Origin of the sequence: Acinetobacter sp. 40AMC3-4, assembly GCF_049898185.1 — a bacterium.
Classification (GTDB): Bacteria; Pseudomonadota; Gammaproteobacteria; order Pseudomonadales; family Moraxellaceae; genus Acinetobacter.
The window spans coordinates 41500-61455 of the sequence record NZ_JAFCXG010000002.1; the positions used below are offsets into that span (position 1 = coordinate 41500).

Sequence of the window (19956 nt, forward strand, 5' to 3'; positions counted from 1 at the left end):
TTTTATGCAAAAAATCTCAAGCTATTCTTGCCTCATCTAACAAAAGCTAAAAAACTTGAGGCAAAAAATGAACACGCGTAAATTAAAAATTGGGGTACTGGCAGCGCTACTTTCAGCAAGCGCCTTAAGCGTTTCAGCAAAAGATTTCCTGAACGTGTCTTATGACCCGACTCGCGAATTGTACGACAACTTTAATAAAGAATTCAGTGCTTACTGGAAAAAAACCACTGGCCAGGAAGTCAATTATAAACAGTCGCATGGCGGTTCAGGCAAACAGGCACGTGCGGTGATTGATGGTCTGGATGCAGATGTCGTGACACTGGCACTGGCGGCAGATATTGATGAAATTGCAGAGCGCGGTTTGCTGCCGAAAGACTGGCAGAAGAAATTGCCGCAAAACTCGACGCCTTATACTTCGACGATTGTGTTTTTGGTACGTAAAGGCAATCCAAAAGGAATCAAAGACTGGGGAGATCTGGTTAAACCGGGCGTAGACATTATTACCCCGAACCCAAAAACTTCAGGTGGTGCACGCTGGAATTATCTGGCTGCCTGGGCGTGGGCCAAACACCAGAAAGGTGGCAATGATGCCAAAGCACAAGACTTTGTCCGTCAAATCTACAAACAAACCAAAGTACTGGATTCGGGTGCACGTGGTGCTACCACGACTTTCGCTGAACGCGGGATTGGGGATGTATTACTGGCTTGGGAAAATGAAGCACATTTGGCCGTCCGCGAACAGCCGGGAAAATTTGAAATCATTACTCCTTCTCTGTCTATTCTGGCTGAACCACCCGTGGCAATCTTAGAAAAAAATGCCAAGAAAGATGGTAATGAACATCTGGCCAAAGCCTATTTAAATTACCTCTATTCACCTGCTGGACAGACTGTGGCGGCGAAAAACTTTTACCGTCCACGTAATGCGAATGTATTAAAGCAATACAGTACCGTATTCAAGTCCTTAAAACTGGTCACCATTGATAAAGAATTTGGTGGCTGGACCAAGGTTCAGAAACAGCATTTTGACAATGGCGGTGTGTTTGATCAGATTGTCAAAGCCAATCACGCAAAATAATACTTTAAATGCAGTTCATTATGGCCTTGATTCATAAGGCCATTCTTATTTCAAACACTTAAGAGCTTATTTATCTCTTTTTTTCATATAAAATTCATTTTTAATTATTTTTTATGCATAAAGAATAAGTTTATTCTGCGCTTATGTTACAGAACATATCAGAGATTCAGTCCAGATGAGCATTTCAAACACATTAAAACTTGGGGTTTTAGCAGCTGTTATCTCGGCAACCTCTTTCGGTGCAACAGCACGTGATTTTCTCAATGTATCCTACGATCCGACCCGTGAACTGTATGAAGATGTAAATAAGAATTTTGGCAAATACTGGGAAAGCCGTACCGGACAAAAAATCAATTTCAAGCAATCACATGGCGGTTCAGGCAAACAGGCACGTTCAGTGATTGATGGTCTGGATGCGGATGTGGTCACGCTGGCACTGGCAGCCGATATTGATGTGCTGGCAGAAAAAGCAAAACTATTACCTGCGGACTGGCAGAAGAAATTGCCGCAAAACTCGACGCCTTATACTTCAACCATCGTTTTTCTGGTACGTAAAGGCAATCCTAAAGCAATTAAAGATTGGGGTGATCTGGTCAAACCGGGTGTAGCAATCATTACCCCAAATCCAAAAACCTCAGGTGGGGCTCGCTGGAATTATCTGGCGGCTTGGGCTTGGGCCAAACATCAGGCGGGCGGTAATGATAAGACTGCGCAAGAATTTGTCCGTAAAATTTATAAAAATACCAAAGTGCTGGATTCTGGGGCACGTGGCTCAACCACGACTTTTGCTGAACGCGGCATCGGGGATGTTTTACTCGCTTGGGAAAACGAAGCACATTTGGCCCTTCGCGAACAGCCGGGAAAATTTGAAATTATTACTCCTTCTCTGTCTATTCTCGCTGAGCCACCGGTGGCGATTGTAGAAAAAAATGCCAAGAAAAAAGGCAACCAGCACTTGGCTCAAGGCTATTTGAACTTCCTGTATTCACCATTGGGTCAAGACCTGGCAGGCAAACATTATTATCGTCCACGTAGTGAAGCCGCTTTAAAAAAATATAAGCATGTGTTCAAACCACTAAAACTGGTGACGATTGATCAGGAATTTGGCGGCTGGAACAAGGTACAAAAAGCCCACTTTGAAAATGGTGGTGTATTTGACCAGATCGTTAAAGCCAACAGCGCGAAATAATTTTCCAAGCTGATTGATATAGGAGCATCGACATGATTCATACGCTTATCGTTCCTGGTGTAGGTGGCAGTGAATACAACCACTGGCAAACCTGCTTACAGCACCGGCTGATGCGATGCTCCCGTGTGCAGCAAAAGGACTGGAATCATCCGGTACTGGATATCTGGGTAGCAGAATTTGTCAAAACTCTGCAAGCCATTCCAGCAGAGGTTCAGATTGTCGCACACAGCTTTGGCTGTCTGACCAGTATTGCGGCCCTTGCCCAACATCCCGAACTCAATGCAAAAGTAAAAAATCTGCTATTGGTGGCACCAGCTAATCCGGCACGATTTGGGGAAAATGGTTTTTCGCGCGACAGTCAGACTGATTACAGCACCTATTTTCAACAGCTCAAGCTTCAGGTGCCCACCACGTTATTGATCAGTGAAAATGATCCCTGGTTAAGTTTTGAAGATGCCCACATACTGGCCCAAACCTGGAAAATCAAACCAATTAATCTGGGTGCAGTCGGTCATGTCAATGTCGCTTCTGGTTTTGGCCCTTTTCCTGAAATTGAACACTATTTGATTTCAGAAAACACTATGCCCCATATCAGCAAAGTTGATGAGAGCAAGTGTTATTTTAAATTTGCATTTTAGTCGCTGCAAATTATGCTTGTGCCCAAATTTTTTTTTTATTTTAGCTGATTGACTTCAATCAGCTTTCTCTCTTCTGAGGAGTAATCATGTCGCAGCGATCCCGAGTGCTGCCAGGATTTGGTCTTTCTCTAGGCTTTACCCTAGCGTATTTGTCATTAATCGTTTTAATCCCGCTGTCAGCTGTTTTTATTAAATCACTGGGCATTGGCTGGGATGGCTTATGGGAAATCCTGAGCTCTGAACGTATCTTGAAATCATTGCAGTTAAGTTTCACCGCGGCCATTGTCGCTGCACTGGTCAATGTAGTGTTTGGCCTGTTACTGGCGTGGTGTCTGGTACGTTACAGCTTTCCGGGCAAACGTATTGTCGATGCCCTGGTAGATTTGCCTTTTGCCTTACCCACTGCGGTTGCGGGTATTGCCCTGACCTCTTTATATGCACCGACCGGCTGGATTGGTCAATATTTAGAACCGATTGGCATTCAAGTCGCTTATACCCCGATTGGTATTACACTGGCATTGATCTTTATTGGTCTGCCTTTTGTAGTGCGTACGGTTCAGCCAGTCCTTAGCGATCTGGAAACCGAACTGGAAGAAGCTGCATCTGCATTGGGTGCCAACCGTTTTCAGATTGTGACCAAAGTGATTTTCCCAATTCTGCTGCCTGCGCTGATCACTGGCTTCGCTTTAGCCTTTGCTCGTGGTGTCGGTGAATATGGTTCAGTGATCTTTATTGCTGGTAACCAGCCTTTTGAAACGGAAATTGCACCCTTAATGATTATTTCTCGCCTAGAAGAATATGACTATGCCGGTGCAACCACGATTGCTGTCGTCATGCTACTGATTTCCTTCGTGATGCTATTCCTGATTAACTTATTACAGGCATGGGCTAGCCGTCGTACCGGGAGAACTGCGCGATGAGTTTAAATACCAACAGCAATGCGCTGGCTGAAAAGTTGCAATCCCGTGATGCAACCCGTGAGCCAACTTGGGTACGCTATACACTGCTCACTATTGCCTTAATCTTCTTTTTAAGCTGCTTGATTCTGCCCTTGATTCTGGTTTTTGTTGAAGCGTTTAAACAAGGGGTTGGCGTTTATACACAGGCACTGGTGCATCCAGATACCTTGTCGGCAGTGAAACTTACCTTGCTGACAGCTGCAATCGCGGTACCGCTCAACGTCGTATTTGGTGTTGCGGCAGCCTGGTCTGTGGCGAAGTTTAACTTTCCAGGTAAATCATTCCTGACGACCATTATTGATCTCCCCTTCTCGGTTTCACCTGTGATCGCGGGTATGATGCTGGTGCTGATTTTCGGTACCCAAGGCTGGATGGGTTCTTGGCTGATGGATCACGATATCAAGATCCTTTATGCAGTGCCTGCGATTGTCCTAGCGACTATCTTTATTACGGTACCTTTTGTTGCGCGTGAGCTAATTCCGTTAATGGAAGCACAAGGAACCGAAGAAGAAGAAGCTGCGATTGTACTCGGTGCATCTGGCTGGCAGACTTTCTGGAAAGTGACCCTGCCCAATATCAAATGGGGTCTGATCTATGGCGTGATTCTGTGTAATGCGCGGGCCATGGGTGAATTTGGTGCGGTGTCGGTGGTTTCCGGCCATATCCGTGGTGAAACCAATACCTTGCCGCTACACGTCGAAATTCTTTATAACGAATATACCTTTAGTGCTGCGTTTGCCGTGTCTTCGCTTCTGGCTCTCCTCGCAATTGTGACCCTGATTTTAAAAACATGGGTGGAACTGCGCCAGGAAAAACAAGACAAACGTAATGAAGATTCAACAGTTTCTTAAGGAATGCCCACATGAGTATTCAAGTACAAAATATTGAAAAACACTTTGGTGCATTCCACGCACTAAAAAACATTTCGCTGGATTTCCCAGATGGTCAACTGGTCGCACTTCTTGGCCCATCCGGCTGTGGTAAAACCACTTTGCTACGGATTATTGCCGGTCTGGAATCTGCGGATGGCGGTCAGGTGATTTTAGAAGGTCAGGATGCCACCAATGTACATGTGCGTGAGCGTGAAGTTGGCTTTGTATTCCAGCACTATGCCCTATTCCGCCATATGACGGTATTTGACAATATTGCCTTTGGTTTGCGTGTTCGTCCGCGTAAAACCCGTCCATCGGAAGCAGAAATCAAGAAACGTGTGACTCGTTTGCTCGACTTGGTTCAGCTTGGTTTCCTGGCTGACCGATATCCAGCTCAACTTTCTGGTGGTCAGCGCCAGCGTATTGCCTTGGCACGTGCTTTGGCAGTTGAACCGCGCGTATTGTTACTGGATGAACCTTTCGGTGCACTGGATGCCAAAGTCCGTAAGGAGCTGCGTCGCTGGTTACGCACCCTGCATGACGAATTGCATATTACTTCTATTTTCGTAACACACGATCAGGAAGAAGCGCTTGAAGTTGCAGATCAAATCGTGGTGATGAACAAGGGCAATGTTGAACAAATTGGTTCACCACGTGAAGTCTATGAAACACCGAAAACCCCATTTGTATTCGACTTCTTAGGTCAGGCGAATCGTTTTGAAGGTCAAAACAATGCAGGCATCATCCAGCTCGGTGAAGACCGTATTCAATTCGAGGGTGCAAAAAATGCCGCTCAAGGTGAAGTGATTTTATTCGCACGTCCAGATGAACTACGCATCCATGCACAGCCACACGACAATGCCATTCAGGCGACCTTCATTCGTGAATTATGGATCGCGGGTAAAGTAGTTGCTGAGCTAAATGACCGTCAAGGCAATCTGATTGAAATTTTACTGACGCCTGATGAAGCGAGAGCGCATCAATTCCGCCCAAATCAAACTGTTTGGTTAAGTGCGGTGAATTTGCATTTATTTGAAAACCAGGTCGCTTAAGATCAAAAGATGGGGCTTTAAAATGCCCCATCCTCTTCTAGGGTAAGAGAATTATGAATTTCCAACAATTAAGAATTATACGAGAAACGGTTAGACAAAACTTTAATTTAACTGAAGCTTCCGCTGCGCTTTATACTTCACAGTCTGGGGTAAGTAAGCACATTAAAGATCTGGAAGATGAACTGGGAGTACAGCTATTTATCCGTAAAGGTAAACGCCTACTGGGCTTAACCGAACCAGGTCAGGCACTTTTAGGCATTGTGGAACGCATGCTGGTCGATGCCGACAATATCAAACGTCTGGCCGATGATTTCAATAAAGTCGATGAAGGCACATTGACGATTGCCACGACGCATACCCAGGCGCGTTATGTGTTGCCACCAATTGTCAGCCAATTCAAAAAAGAATTCCCTAAAGTTCATTTGATTCTGCAACAGGCCAGCCCGGTTGAAATCACGGAAATGCTGCTGCAAGGACAAGCCGATATCGGTATTGCGACCGAAGCACTCACCACTGAAGATAATCTGGCCAGCGTGCCTTACTATAACTGGCAACACAGTATTATTACCCCGCAGAATCATCCACTGGCAAGTAAGGAACACGTGCTCATCGAAGATCTGGCGCACTACCCGATTATTACCTATCACGGTGGTCTTACCGGTCGCTCCAAGATTGATACCGCCTTTGAAGAAGCTGGTTTTGATGTGGATATTGTGATGTCCGCACTTGATGCCGATGTCATCAAGACCTATGTAGAAATGAATATGGGTGTCGGCATTGTCAACGATGTGGCCTATGACCCGGAGCGTGATTACCGCTTAAAGCAGATTAAAACCGATATTTTCGGCATAAATACCACTTGGATTGCAGTGCGTAAAGGTCATTTACTGCGAGGTTATGGCTACGAGTTTATTTCACTCTGTTCCCCAGACGCAGATATTAAGGCACTGAAAAAAGTGGCTTATCCAGACGAATAAAGTGCACTATTTTAAGTTTTTAATCAAAGAGGCTACATGGCCTCTTTTTTATTTTTTGAGTGGATAAAGAATATAAATATCAAGCATAATCACGTGCATAATAAATTGAATTATACCAAGATGATCAATAATAAATTTGCTCTTTTCTCCATGGGCTTGTTTTTCTCCGGGTCAGGTTATGCAGCAGCGTTTGAACAATCTAACCAAAGCATCCAATCGTTTTTTGAAAAAAATCATTATGCTGAAGTTTCATTGGCCTGGGTTCGCCCTGATATCAGTGGTCAGGTACAACATACCGAAGAGCTGCAACAATTAGGCATCACCGATTTTTCTACAGGAAATCTTACCCATAACCAATGGGTTTCCAATGCCGCATTAAAATTCCAGTTGAATCCTCAAGTGTCGTGGGGACTGATTTACGATCAGCCTTATTCTATAGATATCGCTTATCATTATGATCCTGTTTTTGCAGGTGCAGCGCTTCCAATTGAGGCTGCTACTATTCAGTTTGAGAGCCATAATTTGACCTCATTAATTGGCTTTCAACCAAACGATAACTGGAATTTTTATACAGGGCTAAGTTATCAAAGCTTAGAGGGAAATTTATATTTATCCGGGCAGACATTTTATATATTCAATGGTTATCGAGCCACATTTGAACGAGATCCCGCTTGGGGCTGGCTTGCAGGAATCAGTTATCAGATTCCTGAATATTTTTTTAGAACCGCACTGACCTATCGTTCTGCAATTACTCATCACAATAAAACCACTGAATCCATTATTGTAGGTACAAATCCAGCACCTTATACAGAAATTCAAACTCCACAGTCTGTGAACTTGGATTTTCAGACAGCTTTAACTGATCAAAATGCGCTCTATGGCACGCTGCGTTGGTCAAACTGGCAAAATTTCGTGATCCAGCCGCCTAAATTTGGCGCTGTAATTGACTATGCGGCCTTACAGTTCCCTGAAGTAAAATCTTTTAGAATGATTGATTATCGTAAGGATCAATGGTCTGGAAAAATCGGACTTGCTCATCAATGGCCAACTTTTGGCATAAATTCGATCGAACTTTTATGGGATTCTGGTACAGGAAATCCGGCTTCAACCCTGAATCCGAGTGATGGCTATTGGGGCATTGGACTAGGTCATCTTTATAAAATTCAAGAAACCTGGGATATTGCTACAGGACTATATTATTTAAAGTTTCAACAACCTGAAATTTCCTCATCCGAATCTATTACGCCACAGATTGCAGGCTTATCCGCAGTTTCTGATAACAGTGTCTGGATCCTAGGCTTGAAACTGGGTTATCACTTTTAAAATTGTTCTAAAAATATAAAAAACGGGCCGAAGCCCGTTTTTTATAAGACTAAAACTTAGAAGCGGAAGCTTACACCCAGTTTCGCTACTGGTAGCCACTTATATTCGTTGTCATTACGAATATCGTCTTCTTCCAGCTGAACTTGTTGGTTAAAGTCAGCAATGACTCCAGGATTTGTAGGAGTAGCAACTCCACTTGAAGTTAAGTTAACTGTTGGATTTCCATTGTAGTAAGCACCAATTTCACCAAACACACCCCAACGATTAGTAATTGCTGGAGAGAAACCAATACCTAGGTATGGTGCAATATTATTTTTATAAGATAGGTCACCACTAATACGTGCATCTCCATTTGCTCGGAATTCAACATCATTTACGGAGAAGGTTTCACCAGAACGAACTCGACGATCGATATCATATTGATTATCTACATAAGCTACACCAGCTGCCATATAGAACCAGTTTGCCCAAGGACGAATTTCAGCATTCAAGTAAGTCAGGTTATTGTCCATATCCAAGTCATAATCAGAACCATTGATTGATAAATCATCAGACCAGGAAATGTCTCCACCGTTATAACCTAGAGTGACACCTACATATGGGTTAGCACTCCAGGAAATTGCACCACCATAACCGGTAGTACCGACTTCAGCACGAACAGAAGCTGGTTTAAAGAAAGAGAATTCAGCAACGCCTTCATCTGTTACGATTGTTTCATCAGCAGCCATGACAGATCCAGCTGTGGCAGCTAGAACGGATACTGCTAAAAGTTGATATAAAGCTTTCATTATTTCTCTCCTCAAAAGAACTTATTTTGATCATTAGTTATTCGTGATAGGCTCAATATAAAGGACTTAAAAAATATTTTTTATTCGCATTTTGCTCATCTTTTGTTATTTTTTGATACAAATTAATTTTTCTTGTTGAGAACCAAGTGTTTTCTAACACTTCTCCTACATTTCAACATAATGAAAAAGTATACTTATCACTTTAATAATTTCACGCTTTCTACACTTTTGGTTATTTTTCATCTATTTTTAGTGCTTTCAACTATTTTTCCTGCAATATAGTGTAAAATCTAGAAAATTTTTTTCTGGAAGGAAGATCATGTCGCAGCTTTCAACAATCATTGAACAAGCGTTTGAAGACCGTGCGAATTTTACAGCTGCAGATTGCTCTGCTGAAATTCGTCAAGCAGTAGAGGAAGTAATTGCTGGTCTAGACAATGGTACTTTACGTGTTGCTGAAAAAATCGATGGTGAATGGGTTGTTCATCAATGGATTAAAAAAGCGGTATTGTTATCATTTAAATTAAACGACAACAAACCAATGGAAGCTTGTGATCTTCGTTTCTATGACAAAGTAGAGACTAAATTCTCAGGTTGGACTGAAGAACAATTCAAGGCTGCTGGCGTACGTGTTGTACCGCCTGCTGTTGCACGTAAAGGTTCTTTCCAGGCTAAAGGCGTGATCTTGATGCCTTCTTATGTCAACATTGGTGCTTATGTAGATGAAGGCACGATGGTTGATACCTGGGCAACTGTAGGTTCATGTGCACAAATCGGTAAAAATGTTCACTTGTCAGGTGGTGTAGGTATTGGTGGTGTGCTTGAACCGCTTCAAGCGAATCCAACCATTATTGAAGATAACTGCTTTATCGGTGCACGTTCTGAAATCGTTGAAGGCGTAATCGTTGAAGAAGGTTCTGTGATTTCAATGGGCGTATTCATTGGTCAATCAACCAAGATTTATGACCGTGCCACTGGCGAAATCCATTATGGTCGCGTACCAGCAGGTTCTGTCGTTGTTGCAGGTAGCCTTCCATCTAAATGTGGTACTTACAGCTTATATGCTGCCATTATCGTAAAAAAAGTTGATGCACAAACTCGTTCTAAAACAAGTCTGAACGATCTATTACGCGAAGACTAAGATGTCTTAACTTAGAGGACACATTCGTGTTCCTTGGAGCTTCAATCGCTCCTCGTCTCTACGATTAGTAATAATCGTAGGGATTTTTATTTTTATACCCGGTTATTTATTTTTCATTGGTTAGTTTTGTTATGAATACGCTTCGATCTTCCGCAATTCCTGTCTCTGATCCGTCTGCGGGTTTACGCATTACGGAGATTTTCTATTCATTGCAAGGTGAAGCCAATGCCGCAGGACTGCCAACAGTATTTATCCGTTTAACCGGTTGCCCATTGCGTTGTAGCTATTGTGATACCACCTATTCCTTTGAAGGTGGTGAGCGTCAGTCTCTAGACGATATTATCCAGACTACGCTTGATTTTAAAACGCCTTACGTCTGTGTGACCGGTGGTGAACCTCTGGCACAGCCCAATGCCCTGCCCCTGATGCAGCGACTGGCAGATTTAGGATGTCAGGTTTCACTTGAAACCAGTGGGGCTCTAGATGTGTCCAAAGTGGATTCACGTGTTTCCAAAGTCCTCGATTTAAAAACACCAACTTCAGGTGAAGTTGCACGGAATTTGCTTTCTAATCTCGATCATTTAACTGCACATGATCAAATCAAGTTTGTGATATGCAATCGTGAAGATTATGAATGGTCAAAGCAGCAGTTAGAACTGTACCAACTTCAAGACAAAGTGAGTACAGTTTGGTTTTCGCCTGCATTTGCGGTCGAAAAAGGTGCAGTTCAGTTACCACCACTGGCACGTGATTTGGCTCAGTGGATTTTAGAAGACCATCTCCCTGTTCGTTTCCAGTTACAGCTACACAAGTTGTTATGGAATGATGAAACTGGTCGTTAATTTTTTGTAAAGTATTTTTTTGGAGAATCAGCTTATGCGCCCTCGTGCCATTGTCCTGTTATCTGGCGGATTAGACTCAACAACATGTCTGGCTTGGGCACAGGCACGCTATGAATGTATCGCACTCAGTTTTCGATATGGTCAGCGTTCAACGACCGAGCTGGATGCAGCAAAAGCTTTAACGCAACGTGCGGGTGTGGAACATAGAGTGATCAATATTGATCTGGGTAATCTGGGTGGCTCAGCCCTTACCGATCATAGTATTGAGGTGCCCGACCATGAACAGGCTGGCATTCCGATTACCTATGTTCCGGCACGTAATACTATCTTCTTGTCTTACGCCTTAGCAGCAGCTGAAGTGTTCGAAGCTGAAGCGATTGTGATCGGAATTAATGCGGTTGATTACTCCGGTTATCCGGATTGCCGTCCGGAATTTATTGACGCATTTGCCAACATGGCACGCCTTGCGACTAAGGTTGGCGTAGAGGGTCAGGCGCTCAAATTTGAAACACCTTTGTTACATTTATCCAAAGCAAATATCATTCGCTTAGGTATTGAACATGGCGTAGACTACAGTCAAACGGTGTCATGCTATCAAGCAGATGACCAAGGACGTGCCTGTGGCAAATGCGACAGTTGTCGTTTACGTAAACAGGGTTTTGCGGACGCAGGTGTTGAAGACCCGACACGTTATATACCGTAATAACAAGGTAGAGTTTATGAAGAATTTAAAATCAAGCATCGTGCTTTCAGCAATTGTTTCAGCTGCTGCTATGTTCGCAACTACAGCTCAAGCGGCTGATGACAAATTACAACAAGCTTATAAAAGCACCAATGTAAAATCTGCATTGATCAATGTTTGTAAAAATGAAACTGGCAAAAGCAAAAAATTGACATCTGCTGAAGTCAGCAAATATTGTGGTTGTGCTATTGAAGCAGATGGCAAATTAACCAATGCACAAAAATGGGAAATTCAAAGCACTATTAACCAGAAGAAAAGCCCAGGCACTTTAGCTTTTGTACAGAAGCAGAATAAAGATCTTCAAGCATGCTTTGGTCCACAGTTAACAGGCAAACTGAAAACTTTGACTGAAGAAGCAATGAAATCAGCTCAAGCGGCACCAAAGAAATAAGATCTGATTATTCTTTGATAAAATAAGCCACTATAATGTGGCTTATTTTTTTGAAAAAATTTAAAGAAAACAGGAGTTTTTATGTCTGAAATTAGTTTGCTTGACCAGAATTTTCCTGCGACGACAGGCGAAATCAATTTAACCCAGTTAAATACAGAATGGCTGGTGATTTATTTTTATCCTAAAGATTCTACGCCGGGCTGCACCACTCAGGCAGTTGGCTTTTCCTGTTTAAAAGATCAGTTCGATGCTTTGAACACCACAATTCTTGGCGTATCCCGTGATTCGGTAAAAGCCCATCAGAACTTTACTGAAAAGCAGAATTTGAGTATCAATCTGATCAGCGATAAAGAAGAAATTTTGTGTCATCATTTTGATGTGATTAAAGAAAAGAACATGTATGGCAAACAAGTGATGGGCATTGAGCGTTCAACTTTTATTTTCCATAAAGGCCAACTGGTCAAAGAATACCGTAAGGTCAAAGCAGCAGGTCATGCAGAACAAGTTTTGGAAGATTTAAAAGCTTTGCAAGCTGCTTAATTGTATGCTTGTGTATGAATAGAAGCTCGAAACATTCGGGCTTTTTTTTACGATAACATTTGTATAATCAAGTATTTTATATTTCCCCTAGTTCATTTCACACTGTCCTGATAGATGAAGATTCACTTTATCTCCTACCCCGGCAATTCCTTTTTTCATACCAAAATCCCTACGGTTAATCACGGCAGATGCCTGAACATCAAGCAGCTTGGCATTCGACATACTGGGTTTAAAGGTTGTTTCGAAAATCACTGGCTTGGTCACACCACGCAGGGTTAAATGACCTAAAACATTGTATTTGCCATTGCCTAGATCTTTAAACTGGATACTTTTAAAAATTACAGTCTTATATTTTTCTACATAAAACAGGTCTTCGCCCAAAATCATATGTTTAAATAGCGGCTTACTAAAGCTTAAACTTTCTACATCCATGACCAAATGGGTTGAGGCATTTTGCGGTGCTTTAGCATCAAACTGCATCGTAGATTGAACCTGATTGAACTTGGCTTTAACTACAGTAAGACCCATCGACTTAATCTCAAAACCGACATCACTTTTGGGAGTTAAGGTCCATGATCTTGCAAAAGACTGACTAGTCAAAGCTAAACAGATCGCTAGGCTAAGGAGCCCAGTTTTTATTATTGTTTTCAATTTTAAATCCACCTTGTTTAATTTCTTATTGATCGGATTTAAGTACACGGCTTAATCTGAAACTAAATTTTCTTGTTTTTTGAACGAACAGGTTTTCGTTCTTTTTATACCAGTTTATTGAAGTTTTTGTAAAATCATTCATGACTAACGGACAAAATACTTGCTTTGATTTTTCTCTAATAAGTGGCCCTGCTAGCCTAGCAGGAGACTGTTTTCATCTTATAAAATTCTGATTTTATAAATTTTTATATAAGACAGATCGTTGATTTTAAGCTCAATTTATATTGGAAATATCCATGTGCTCGTAGTAATGAAAAGAGTTGTTTTCTGCGCTGCCTATTCTTGATCACTATCTAAAATGACACGTTTAGACAACTCTTAACCGATCTATCCACTTCCGTAGCCTAAATCAAATACTGAGTATTAATGACACCGCGACGCCCCACATGGTACATGCAATAATAGCATCCAGTATTTTCCATGCTTTTGGATGTTGAAACCAAGGCGTCAGTATTTTTGCTCCATATCCCAAACTAAAGAAAAAAAACCAGGAAGCACAGACAGCACCTAAAGCAAACCACCATTTTCCTAAGGCGTATTGGGTTGAAATTGATCCAATCAATATGACTGTGTCTAAGTAAACATGCGGATTCAGCCAGGTAAAAGCCAGGCAGATCATCAGTACTTGTAGAAAATGCTCTGTGAGCTGACCACTTGGTGCCAAGACCTCGGTTGATTTAAATGCGCTGATCGCATGGCGTAAACCATAATAAAATAGGAATCCTGCGCCAATATATTTAGAAAATATAACAATATCCGGATAATGTTCAATGACGCGCGCAAAGCCCAGTACGCCAAGCAGAATTAAAATGGAATCAGATAAGGCACAAATCACACAGACCCAAAACACATGCTGCTGTTTTAAACCTTGTTTTAATACAAAAGCATTCTGTGCACCGATACTGACAATCAGGCTCATTCCCACAGCAAAACCACTCATCATATAACTGAACATCACATTCCCCCTTTTTCGAATAAATGAATTATTGAACAAAATGAGTGCGATTAATTAAAACTAAGTTAATATCAATTTAACTAAATTATTTTTAGATAATAGAAATGCTGAATGCGAAACAATGTGATGCTTTTTATGCAGTTGCAAAAACGGGAAGTTTCGATCTGGCTGCCGAGCAGCTAAATATTACTGCTTCGGCAGTGACCCTTCGTGTTCAAAGTCTGGAAAAAAAATTGGGACAATTGCTTCTGGTCAGAGATCGGCCTTGCCGCGTGACCCAATCCGGGCAAACTTTATTGCATTATTTACAGCATCAACGTTTGCTAGAACAGAATTTGATGCAAGATTTGGGTGGACAGCTGCAACATGAAGGTTTCTATTGTCTGAATATTGCCACCAATGCTGATTCACTCGCGACCTGGCTATTACCCACCTTACAAGCCCAGCTGATCCAGCATAAAATTGTGCTGCATTTTCAGGTAGATGATCAATCTCAAACTCATCATCTGTTAGAAGCAGGTCTCGTCAATGCCTGTTTGAGTACTGAAGCCAAGGCAATGAAAGGTTGCCGGGCCGAATTGATCGGACAGATGCAGTATCGTCTGGTTGCCACCCCTAAGTTTTCCCGAAACTGGTTTCATCAAGGCGTACATCGGGATGCGCTACGCCTTGCCCCTGCCATTATTTTTAATGAAAAAGACCAACTCCATACCCAATTTATTCAGCACGAATTTGGCCTGAACCTTGCTCAATATCCTCACTTTTTTATTCCATCGACCCACGCATTTTTTGATGCGATTGTCATGGGTCTAGGCTATGGCTGGCTGCCGGACTATCAAACCAGGGATTTGCTGGAGTCAGGTCGACTGCTTGAACTTTCAAGTGAGATGCGAATTGAAGTACCCTTGTATTGGCATCACTGGAAAGAACAGTCTCCTGCTCTAGAAATCCTTGGGGAATGTTTGAAACAGCATGCTCAAACGACCATGAATCACCCCATAACAACCTGATACTTTTAAAGCAGATTGGTTTTATCATTCTGGGCAAATTTTTCACTGAGTTGCTGATAGGTCGTGGTTTTTTGGAAATTCTCTAGAAAATCAATCGTGCCTTGTGGAAATTTATCTCGTTGAATTTCGCCACGATAATAAGCTTCACGCATCGGCGTAGCGGATAAGGCATCTTCCAGGCTGTCAAGTTCGACCATTTCCCATTCTGGGAAAAACTTTAAATAATAAGAAGAATCATCTTTAAAATGCCCAATTAGTCCGATTTTGGCATCCGGTTCAATAACCTGATTCACCAGCGATTTCACCAGTTTTTGCCATTTTTCATCATTATAAACATCTATGACTTCTACAAATTTGATCCGAGCTCGATCTTCAGGACTGAAATTTGACAGGATCATGGCTTCACGCTCCGAAGCCAAAAATGGATTCTTGATATTGCGTTCATTTTGTGCAGAACCAAGCGCTAAAATCACATTCTGACTGTGCTGCAGGGCAATGTTAATCGTTTGCATGTGTGCCAGATGAAAAGGCTGAAAGCGGCCAATGAAAACCAGATAATCAAATGTATAGTTCATAAGGGATCAGTTTTTTATGACTCATGAGTTGTGCTGTCCCAATAAATATGCGACATAATCATTCCCATAAAATCAAATTAAGTTTTAAAGCAAGGATAGTACGATGACACTGAGCTGTATTCAACAACCTCATGAGCATTTGAATGCGAATTTAGAACATGGTGTACTCACTTTAGCCATCAATCGCCCGGAAGCGAAAAATGCGTTATATAGCGAGCTTTATTTATGGATTGCGAAAGCCTTAGATGAAGCAGATCAGGCGCCTGAAGTTCGTGTAGTTGTATTGCGTGGTCAGGATGCAGACTTTAGTGCGGGCAATGATATGCAGGATTTTATGAAATCTGCTGCGAAGAAAGGTCAAGCACCCGCTGCTGAAGGCCCGCCGTTTGTTTTACTGAAATCTGCCGCAAAATTTTCCAAGCCTTTGATTGCTGCGGTGCGTGGTGTTGCGATCGGCATTGGCGTGACGATCTTACTGCATTGTGATCTGGTCTATAGTGACAATACTGCCCTGTTCCAGATTCCATTCGTCAGTCTGGGTTTATCGCCTGAAGGCGCTTCAAGTAAGCTGTTGATTCAGCAAGCGGGTTATCATAAAGCAGCTGAATTATTGCTGACTGCGCAAAAATTCAATAGCGAAAAAGCACTCGATGCAGGTCTGGTGAATAGCATTGAAGAAGATGTTTACACTAAAGCAGCAGCACAAGCTGCCCAGCTCTCTGCCCTGCCATTGGCATCACTGGTGCAATCCAAAGCCTTGATGAAACACAATGTGAATGAAATTGTAGAATGGATTGACCATGAAGCAGAAATTTTCATGCAGCGTGTCGGCTCGCCAGAAATGCTGGAAGCGGTTCAAGCCTTTATGCAAAAACGGAAACCTGATTTCACACAATTCAACTAATTTTCAAACTTATGAGTTCAATGAGGTGGTTTAGACTGCCTCAATCTTTTATTTTTCCAAGAATCTGAAGTATGCCAAATCAAGACTCCCAAACCTCTTCCCAAACAACAGATAGTTCAAATCCAGAAAAGAAACGTTATTACGAACCTGCACCTCAAGATATAGATGTCGATAATTTTCGTAAGGTGATTGAAAGCCGACGTTCGGTGCGTAAATTTACCAAAAAGCCAATTCCCGTTGAAGTTCTGGATGCCTGTCTGGATTTGTCGTTGTTGGCACCGAATTCGTCGAACTTACAGCCTTGGACTTTTTATGTGGTACAAAATCCGGGCAAGAAAAAGCGTTTGGTAAAAGCCTGTATGAGTCAACTGGCAGCCAAAACAGCTTCTGAGCTAATTGTCTGTATCGCACGTACCGACCGTATCGATGAAATGGCGAAACGTAATGTGAATGAATTTCCATTTCCTGAAGCACCGCCTGCAATTAAGAAATACTATAAATATATTCCTTACAACTATAAGACTGGTTATCTGAATGCTTTTGGTAACTTTAAGAAAGTGGCTTTCAAAGTTGCCCGTACATTGGATAAACAAATGCCAGTGTCTGCTTTCAGCCCGGCTGATGCGAAACTGTGGGCGACCAAAACAACGGCACTTGCTTGTGAAAATCTGGTCTTAGCTTTACGTGCTTATGGTTTTGATAGCTGTATGATGGAAGGTTTTGATGAGCCGATGGTTCGTGAAATTCTGAAATTAAATGATGAACAGTATCCGGTCATGGTAATTGGTGCAGGTGAACGTGCCGAAGATGGAGTATTCTTCCCTCAGTACCGTTTTGATCGTGAGCTGTTTATTCAGAAGATTTAAGCTTCTCATCTTAGAAATTAAATAGCTTAAATCTGGTAGATATCTTGTGACATGGATGTCACATCATTCACTTTTTATTCGCTAAAAACTATATAAGATAAATCTTAAGGGAAATTTCATATTTTTTATTAACGCCCTTTCATAAGTTGTTTTTTACTAAGTTACAAATTTTAGATGCCAGAAATTAAATCTTAAATCGGGTCTTTTCCCATTATTCTGCTCGTGCTCAGTAAATATTTTGAAAGCTTTCACACTACCAAATACATGCACAATTCCGATTCTTCTTCCATTAATTTTTTGATTATAAGTTTTGAGTTCAAGATCCAATTTAGTGATTTCTCTAGTTAAATTTCTTTTTAATCGAGAATTAAGCTGAACTAAAAAGTTTAAAAAAATTTTACACAATCACACAAAATGTCTATTGCGGAATCTAAAAGATAGTTTATTTTTCTTCTATTTTTCATGAAGATAATTTTTATACTTTTAAAGTATAAAAAAATTAAAATATTAAATATCAATATAAAACAATATCTTAATATGCTTTAAAAAGACTTACAAAACTATCTTAAGCTTAATGAATTAAAGTTAAGGCAAAAAGAAAGATGAATTTTCCGAAATAAAAAAATGCTAACCGGAACAAATATTTAAGTATTTCTTAATTGAAAATGGTATTTTTTGTGATGGATCATTTAATCATTAAGATGATTTAATCAGTTCGCATAATAACAATAGATAAATAAAAAAAAATGTGACTGAAATTTTGGCTCTCTAGTTCTTTTATAAAAAGAGGCTCGAAGAAGCAAAAAAGAATTAGAGGGTTCGTCTTAAAAAGAAGTTAAATAGGAGGTGAAGACGTACTGAAGATAAGATTCATAACCTTATAATAGGATAGTAAATATTTTGAAATAAAATGCATTTTTTAAACAAATTAAAAAGACCCTAACATATAGAAGAGTTGAGGCCATGACAAAAAAGTACAGTAAATTTTTATCCATTCCTACAGATTTTAATTTAGAAGATTCACCCTATCATTGGATTAGTCAAGTGCATACCCAATATGTGCAAAATGTTGACTATGCCTTAAAGAAATACGGTTTAGACAATTCTCGCAGACGTATTTTGCTGGCATTAAAATTTAAAAATAGAGCGAGTATTTCTGATTTATCTGACATGTTGATTTATAAGATGTCGACCACTACTAAAATCATCTATCGCCTAAAAGATGAGGGATTAGTACATACTTATTCCTGTGAGGATGATGCACGAATTACCCGAGTATTATTAACCGAAAAAGGTCAGCAAATGATTAAAAAGATTAATGATCTTAGCGTTGTTGTACTAGAGCAATCTTTCGATGGTTTAACACCGTTGCAAATTGAAAAAATGCTACACAGTCTTAAGCATATTTTCCGCAATCTAGCTCCTTCGCATTAGTTGAATTAAAGGGAAATTAAAGTATATAAAAATTGAGTTAAAATCAGGGGAAATTATATTTTTTAAATTTCAGGAAATAATATTATAATAATTCGCATAAAAGATATCTATTTAAAATAATAGATATCTTTTATAATTAAAAAAAATAATCATCTGTTTAATTAATATTTATATAATAACAACATTTAAAAAATTAATTCAAATCATAAATTATTTTAACTAGATCAAAGCCAATTACGGAACAGCATTAAAATTTAATCTAGATTTAAACCTAGGAGCAAACTAATGAAAATAAAATATCTAGTAATCTGTGTTATCTGCTTATTAACTGGCTGTCAAGCAACGGCACCGCTTATGAAGAATAGTATCACTTTTGTTGTAGGGCCATCCGACTTTGAGCATAACTTTGTTTTTAAAAACAATTAGCCATTGTGTCGTAATTTTTATGATAGCGATGGAAATATGCCTGTAAAAAGAAAAACTAAATATTTAACTACAGATAACACTTGTAAAGTATCTCCTGAAGGTTATGTGCCTGAACAAATTATTATTGAATATGCCCCTTGGTTGACTTATGAAGAGCAAATAAAAAAAGGATATGGTGTTCCTGAAGAACTACGTTATGCTCAAGGAGAAGAGGCAGCAAAAAAAAGACTCGCTATAATGGCAGCGCAACAGGAAGGTGTAGCAAAAATCCCAGCCACAGCATGGAACCGTATTGTACTAACTCTTCCTCAAGAAGTAGAAAAATATAAGTACCAAGTTTCTGAAGGTAAAGGCAACCGTAGTCAAGGTAAAGAGATTCATTACCTCATTTCCCTGAATCCCGATGGTAGCTACGACATAAAAACCAAATTGTATTGGGTCTCAAAATATCAAGAATTCTGGAATTGAATTTCAATTGTAAGCCTATGATAAAGTCCGTTTGATTTCAGAGGTTTCTACTTATATAGATAGCTATATATACCTAAC

Annotated in this window: 21 protein-coding genes and 1 pseudogene; 18 read left to right on the forward strand and 4 right to left on the reverse strand. The window is 40.6% G+C overall.

Annotated features, from left to right (window positions below; genetic code table 11):
• Positions 1 to 67: 67 nt before the first annotated feature.
• The 8 genes from ACP7BU_RS02895 (at position 68) to ACP7BU_RS02930 (ending at position 8085) form a co-directional block, all read left to right on the forward strand.
• Complete coding sequence (locus ACP7BU_RS02895; protein ID WP_425878920.1) at positions 68 to 1075, forward strand: sulfate ABC transporter substrate-binding protein; 1008 nt, start codon at positions 68 to 70, stop codon at positions 1073 to 1075.
• Positions 1076 to 1250: 175 nt separating this feature from the next.
• Positions 1251 to 2264, forward strand: coding sequence for a sulfate ABC transporter substrate-binding protein (locus ACP7BU_RS02900; RefSeq protein ID WP_253145546.1), 1014 nt, complete (start codon positions 1251 to 1253; stop codon positions 2262 to 2264).
• A gap of 32 nt (positions 2265 to 2296) precedes the next feature.
• Positions 2297 to 2902, forward strand: a complete 606-nt coding sequence (locus tag ACP7BU_RS02905) for an RBBP9/YdeN family alpha/beta hydrolase (RefSeq protein WP_005247530.1) — start codon at positions 2297 to 2299, stop codon at positions 2900 to 2902.
• A gap of 86 nt (positions 2903 to 2988) precedes the next feature.
• A complete protein-coding gene (gene cysT, locus ACP7BU_RS02910) occupies positions 2989 to 3822 on the forward strand; it encodes a sulfate ABC transporter permease subunit CysT (RefSeq protein ID WP_004279076.1) in 834 nt (277 codons plus the stop codon).
• Positions 3819 to 4712, forward strand: coding sequence for a sulfate ABC transporter permease subunit CysW (cysW, locus tag ACP7BU_RS02915; protein ID WP_004279077.1), 894 nt, complete (start codon positions 3819 to 3821; stop codon positions 4710 to 4712). Before cysT ends, cysW begins: the two co-directional genes overlap by 4 nt.
• 11 nt (positions 4713 to 4723) lie before the next feature.
• Positions 4724 to 5785 carry a sulfate/molybdate ABC transporter ATP-binding protein gene (locus tag ACP7BU_RS02920; RefSeq protein ID WP_004645633.1) on the forward strand — a complete coding sequence of 354 codons (1062 nt, stop codon included), beginning with the start codon at positions 4724 to 4726 and terminating at the stop codon, positions 5783 to 5785.
• A gap of 53 nt (positions 5786 to 5838) precedes the next feature.
• Complete coding sequence (locus ACP7BU_RS02925; protein ID WP_253138087.1) at positions 5839 to 6762, forward strand: CysB family HTH-type transcriptional regulator; 924 nt, start codon at positions 5839 to 5841, stop codon at positions 6760 to 6762.
• A gap of 93 nt (positions 6763 to 6855) precedes the next feature.
• Positions 6856 to 8085: an OmpP1/FadL family transporter gene (locus tag ACP7BU_RS02930; RefSeq protein WP_425878970.1), complete on the forward strand. Its 1230-nt coding sequence runs from the start codon at positions 6856 to 6858 to the stop codon at positions 8083 to 8085.
• Between the two features lie 56 nt (positions 8086 to 8141).
• On the opposite strand, the gene carO is transcribed toward ACP7BU_RS02930, so the two are convergent.
• Positions 8142 to 8873 carry an ornithine uptake porin CarO gene (carO, locus tag ACP7BU_RS02935; RefSeq protein ID WP_425878916.1) on the reverse strand — a complete coding sequence of 244 codons (732 nt, stop codon included), beginning with the start codon at positions 8871 to 8873 and terminating at the stop codon, positions 8142 to 8144.
• 319 nt (positions 8874 to 9192) lie between these two features.
• On the opposite strand from carO, the gene dapD reads away from it, so the two are divergent.
• The 5 genes from dapD (at position 9193) to ACP7BU_RS02960 (ending at position 12529) form a co-directional block, all read left to right on the forward strand.
• Positions 9193 to 10014 (forward strand): 2,3,4,5-tetrahydropyridine-2,6-dicarboxylate N-succinyltransferase, encoded by an 822-nt coding sequence (dapD, locus tag ACP7BU_RS02940; protein WP_004645637.1) that lies wholly within the window; start codon positions 9193 to 9195, stop codon positions 10012 to 10014.
• Between the two features lie 131 nt (positions 10015 to 10145).
• Entirely contained in the window at positions 10146 to 10856 is a 711-nt protein-coding gene (queE, locus tag ACP7BU_RS02945) for a 7-carboxy-7-deazaguanine synthase QueE (RefSeq protein WP_071850385.1), read from the forward strand.
• A gap of 34 nt (positions 10857 to 10890) precedes the next feature.
• On the forward strand, positions 10891 to 11559 hold the full coding sequence (gene queC, locus ACP7BU_RS02950; protein ID WP_005097579.1) for a 7-cyano-7-deazaguanine synthase QueC: 669 nt from the start codon (positions 10891 to 10893) through the stop codon (positions 11557 to 11559).
• 16 nt (positions 11560 to 11575) lie between these two features.
• Positions 11576 to 11989: a hypothetical protein gene (locus ACP7BU_RS02955; RefSeq protein ID WP_004645640.1), complete on the forward strand. Its 414-nt coding sequence runs from the start codon at positions 11576 to 11578 to the stop codon at positions 11987 to 11989.
• 81 nt (positions 11990 to 12070) lie between these two features.
• The gene (locus tag ACP7BU_RS02960) at positions 12071 to 12529 is read left to right on the forward strand and encodes a peroxiredoxin (protein WP_425878912.1); all 459 of its coding nucleotides are present in this window, start codon (positions 12071 to 12073) and stop codon (positions 12527 to 12529) included.
• An 87-nt stretch (positions 12530 to 12616) separates the two neighbouring features.
• Here ACP7BU_RS02960 and ACP7BU_RS02965 read toward each other — a convergent pair whose 3' ends face one another.
• Together ACP7BU_RS02965 and ACP7BU_RS02970 are read right to left on the reverse strand one after the other, a co-directional pair.
• Entirely contained in the window at positions 12617 to 13180 is a 564-nt protein-coding gene (locus ACP7BU_RS02965; protein ID WP_076754925.1) for a YceI family protein, read from the reverse strand.
• Positions 13181 to 13589: 409 nt separating this feature from the next.
• Complete coding sequence (locus ACP7BU_RS02970) at positions 13590 to 14195, reverse strand: LysE/ArgO family amino acid transporter (protein ID WP_004645643.1); 606 nt, start codon at positions 14193 to 14195, stop codon at positions 13590 to 13592.
• Between the two features lie 104 nt (positions 14196 to 14299).
• Between ACP7BU_RS02970 and ACP7BU_RS02975 the strand changes: the two genes are divergently transcribed.
• Positions 14300 to 15205 (forward strand): LysR family transcriptional regulator ArgP, encoded by a 906-nt coding sequence (locus ACP7BU_RS02975; RefSeq protein WP_425878909.1) that lies wholly within the window; start codon positions 14300 to 14302, stop codon positions 15203 to 15205.
• 5 nt (positions 15206 to 15210) lie between these two features.
• Here ACP7BU_RS02975 and ACP7BU_RS02980 read toward each other — a convergent pair whose 3' ends face one another.
• On the reverse strand, positions 15211 to 15780 hold the full coding sequence (locus ACP7BU_RS02980) for a nicotinate-nicotinamide nucleotide adenylyltransferase (protein ID WP_425878907.1): 570 nt from the start codon (positions 15778 to 15780) through the stop codon (positions 15211 to 15213).
• Between the two features lie 103 nt (positions 15781 to 15883).
• Here ACP7BU_RS02980 and ACP7BU_RS02985 point away from each other — a divergent pair, with 103 nt between their 5' ends.
• The 4 genes and pseudogenes from ACP7BU_RS02985 to ACP7BU_RS03000 all read left to right on the forward strand — a co-directional run bounded on the left by ACP7BU_RS02985 (position 15884) and on the right by ACP7BU_RS03000 (position 19878).
• On the forward strand, positions 15884 to 16684 hold the full coding sequence (locus ACP7BU_RS02985) for an enoyl-CoA hydratase-related protein (RefSeq protein WP_004731699.1): 801 nt from the start codon (positions 15884 to 15886) through the stop codon (positions 16682 to 16684).
• 71 nt (positions 16685 to 16755) lie between these two features.
• Positions 16756 to 17550: a nitroreductase family protein gene (locus ACP7BU_RS02990; RefSeq protein ID WP_005106427.1), complete on the forward strand. Its 795-nt coding sequence runs from the start codon at positions 16756 to 16758 to the stop codon at positions 17548 to 17550.
• 963 nt (positions 17551 to 18513) lie between these two features.
• Entirely contained in the window at positions 18514 to 18984 is a 471-nt protein-coding gene (locus tag ACP7BU_RS02995; protein WP_085064150.1) for a MarR family winged helix-turn-helix transcriptional regulator, read from the forward strand.
• A gap of 285 nt (positions 18985 to 19269) precedes the next feature.
• Positions 19270 to 19878, forward strand: a pseudogene (locus ACP7BU_RS03000) (hypothetical protein).
• Positions 19879 to 19956: the final 78 nt, after the last annotated feature.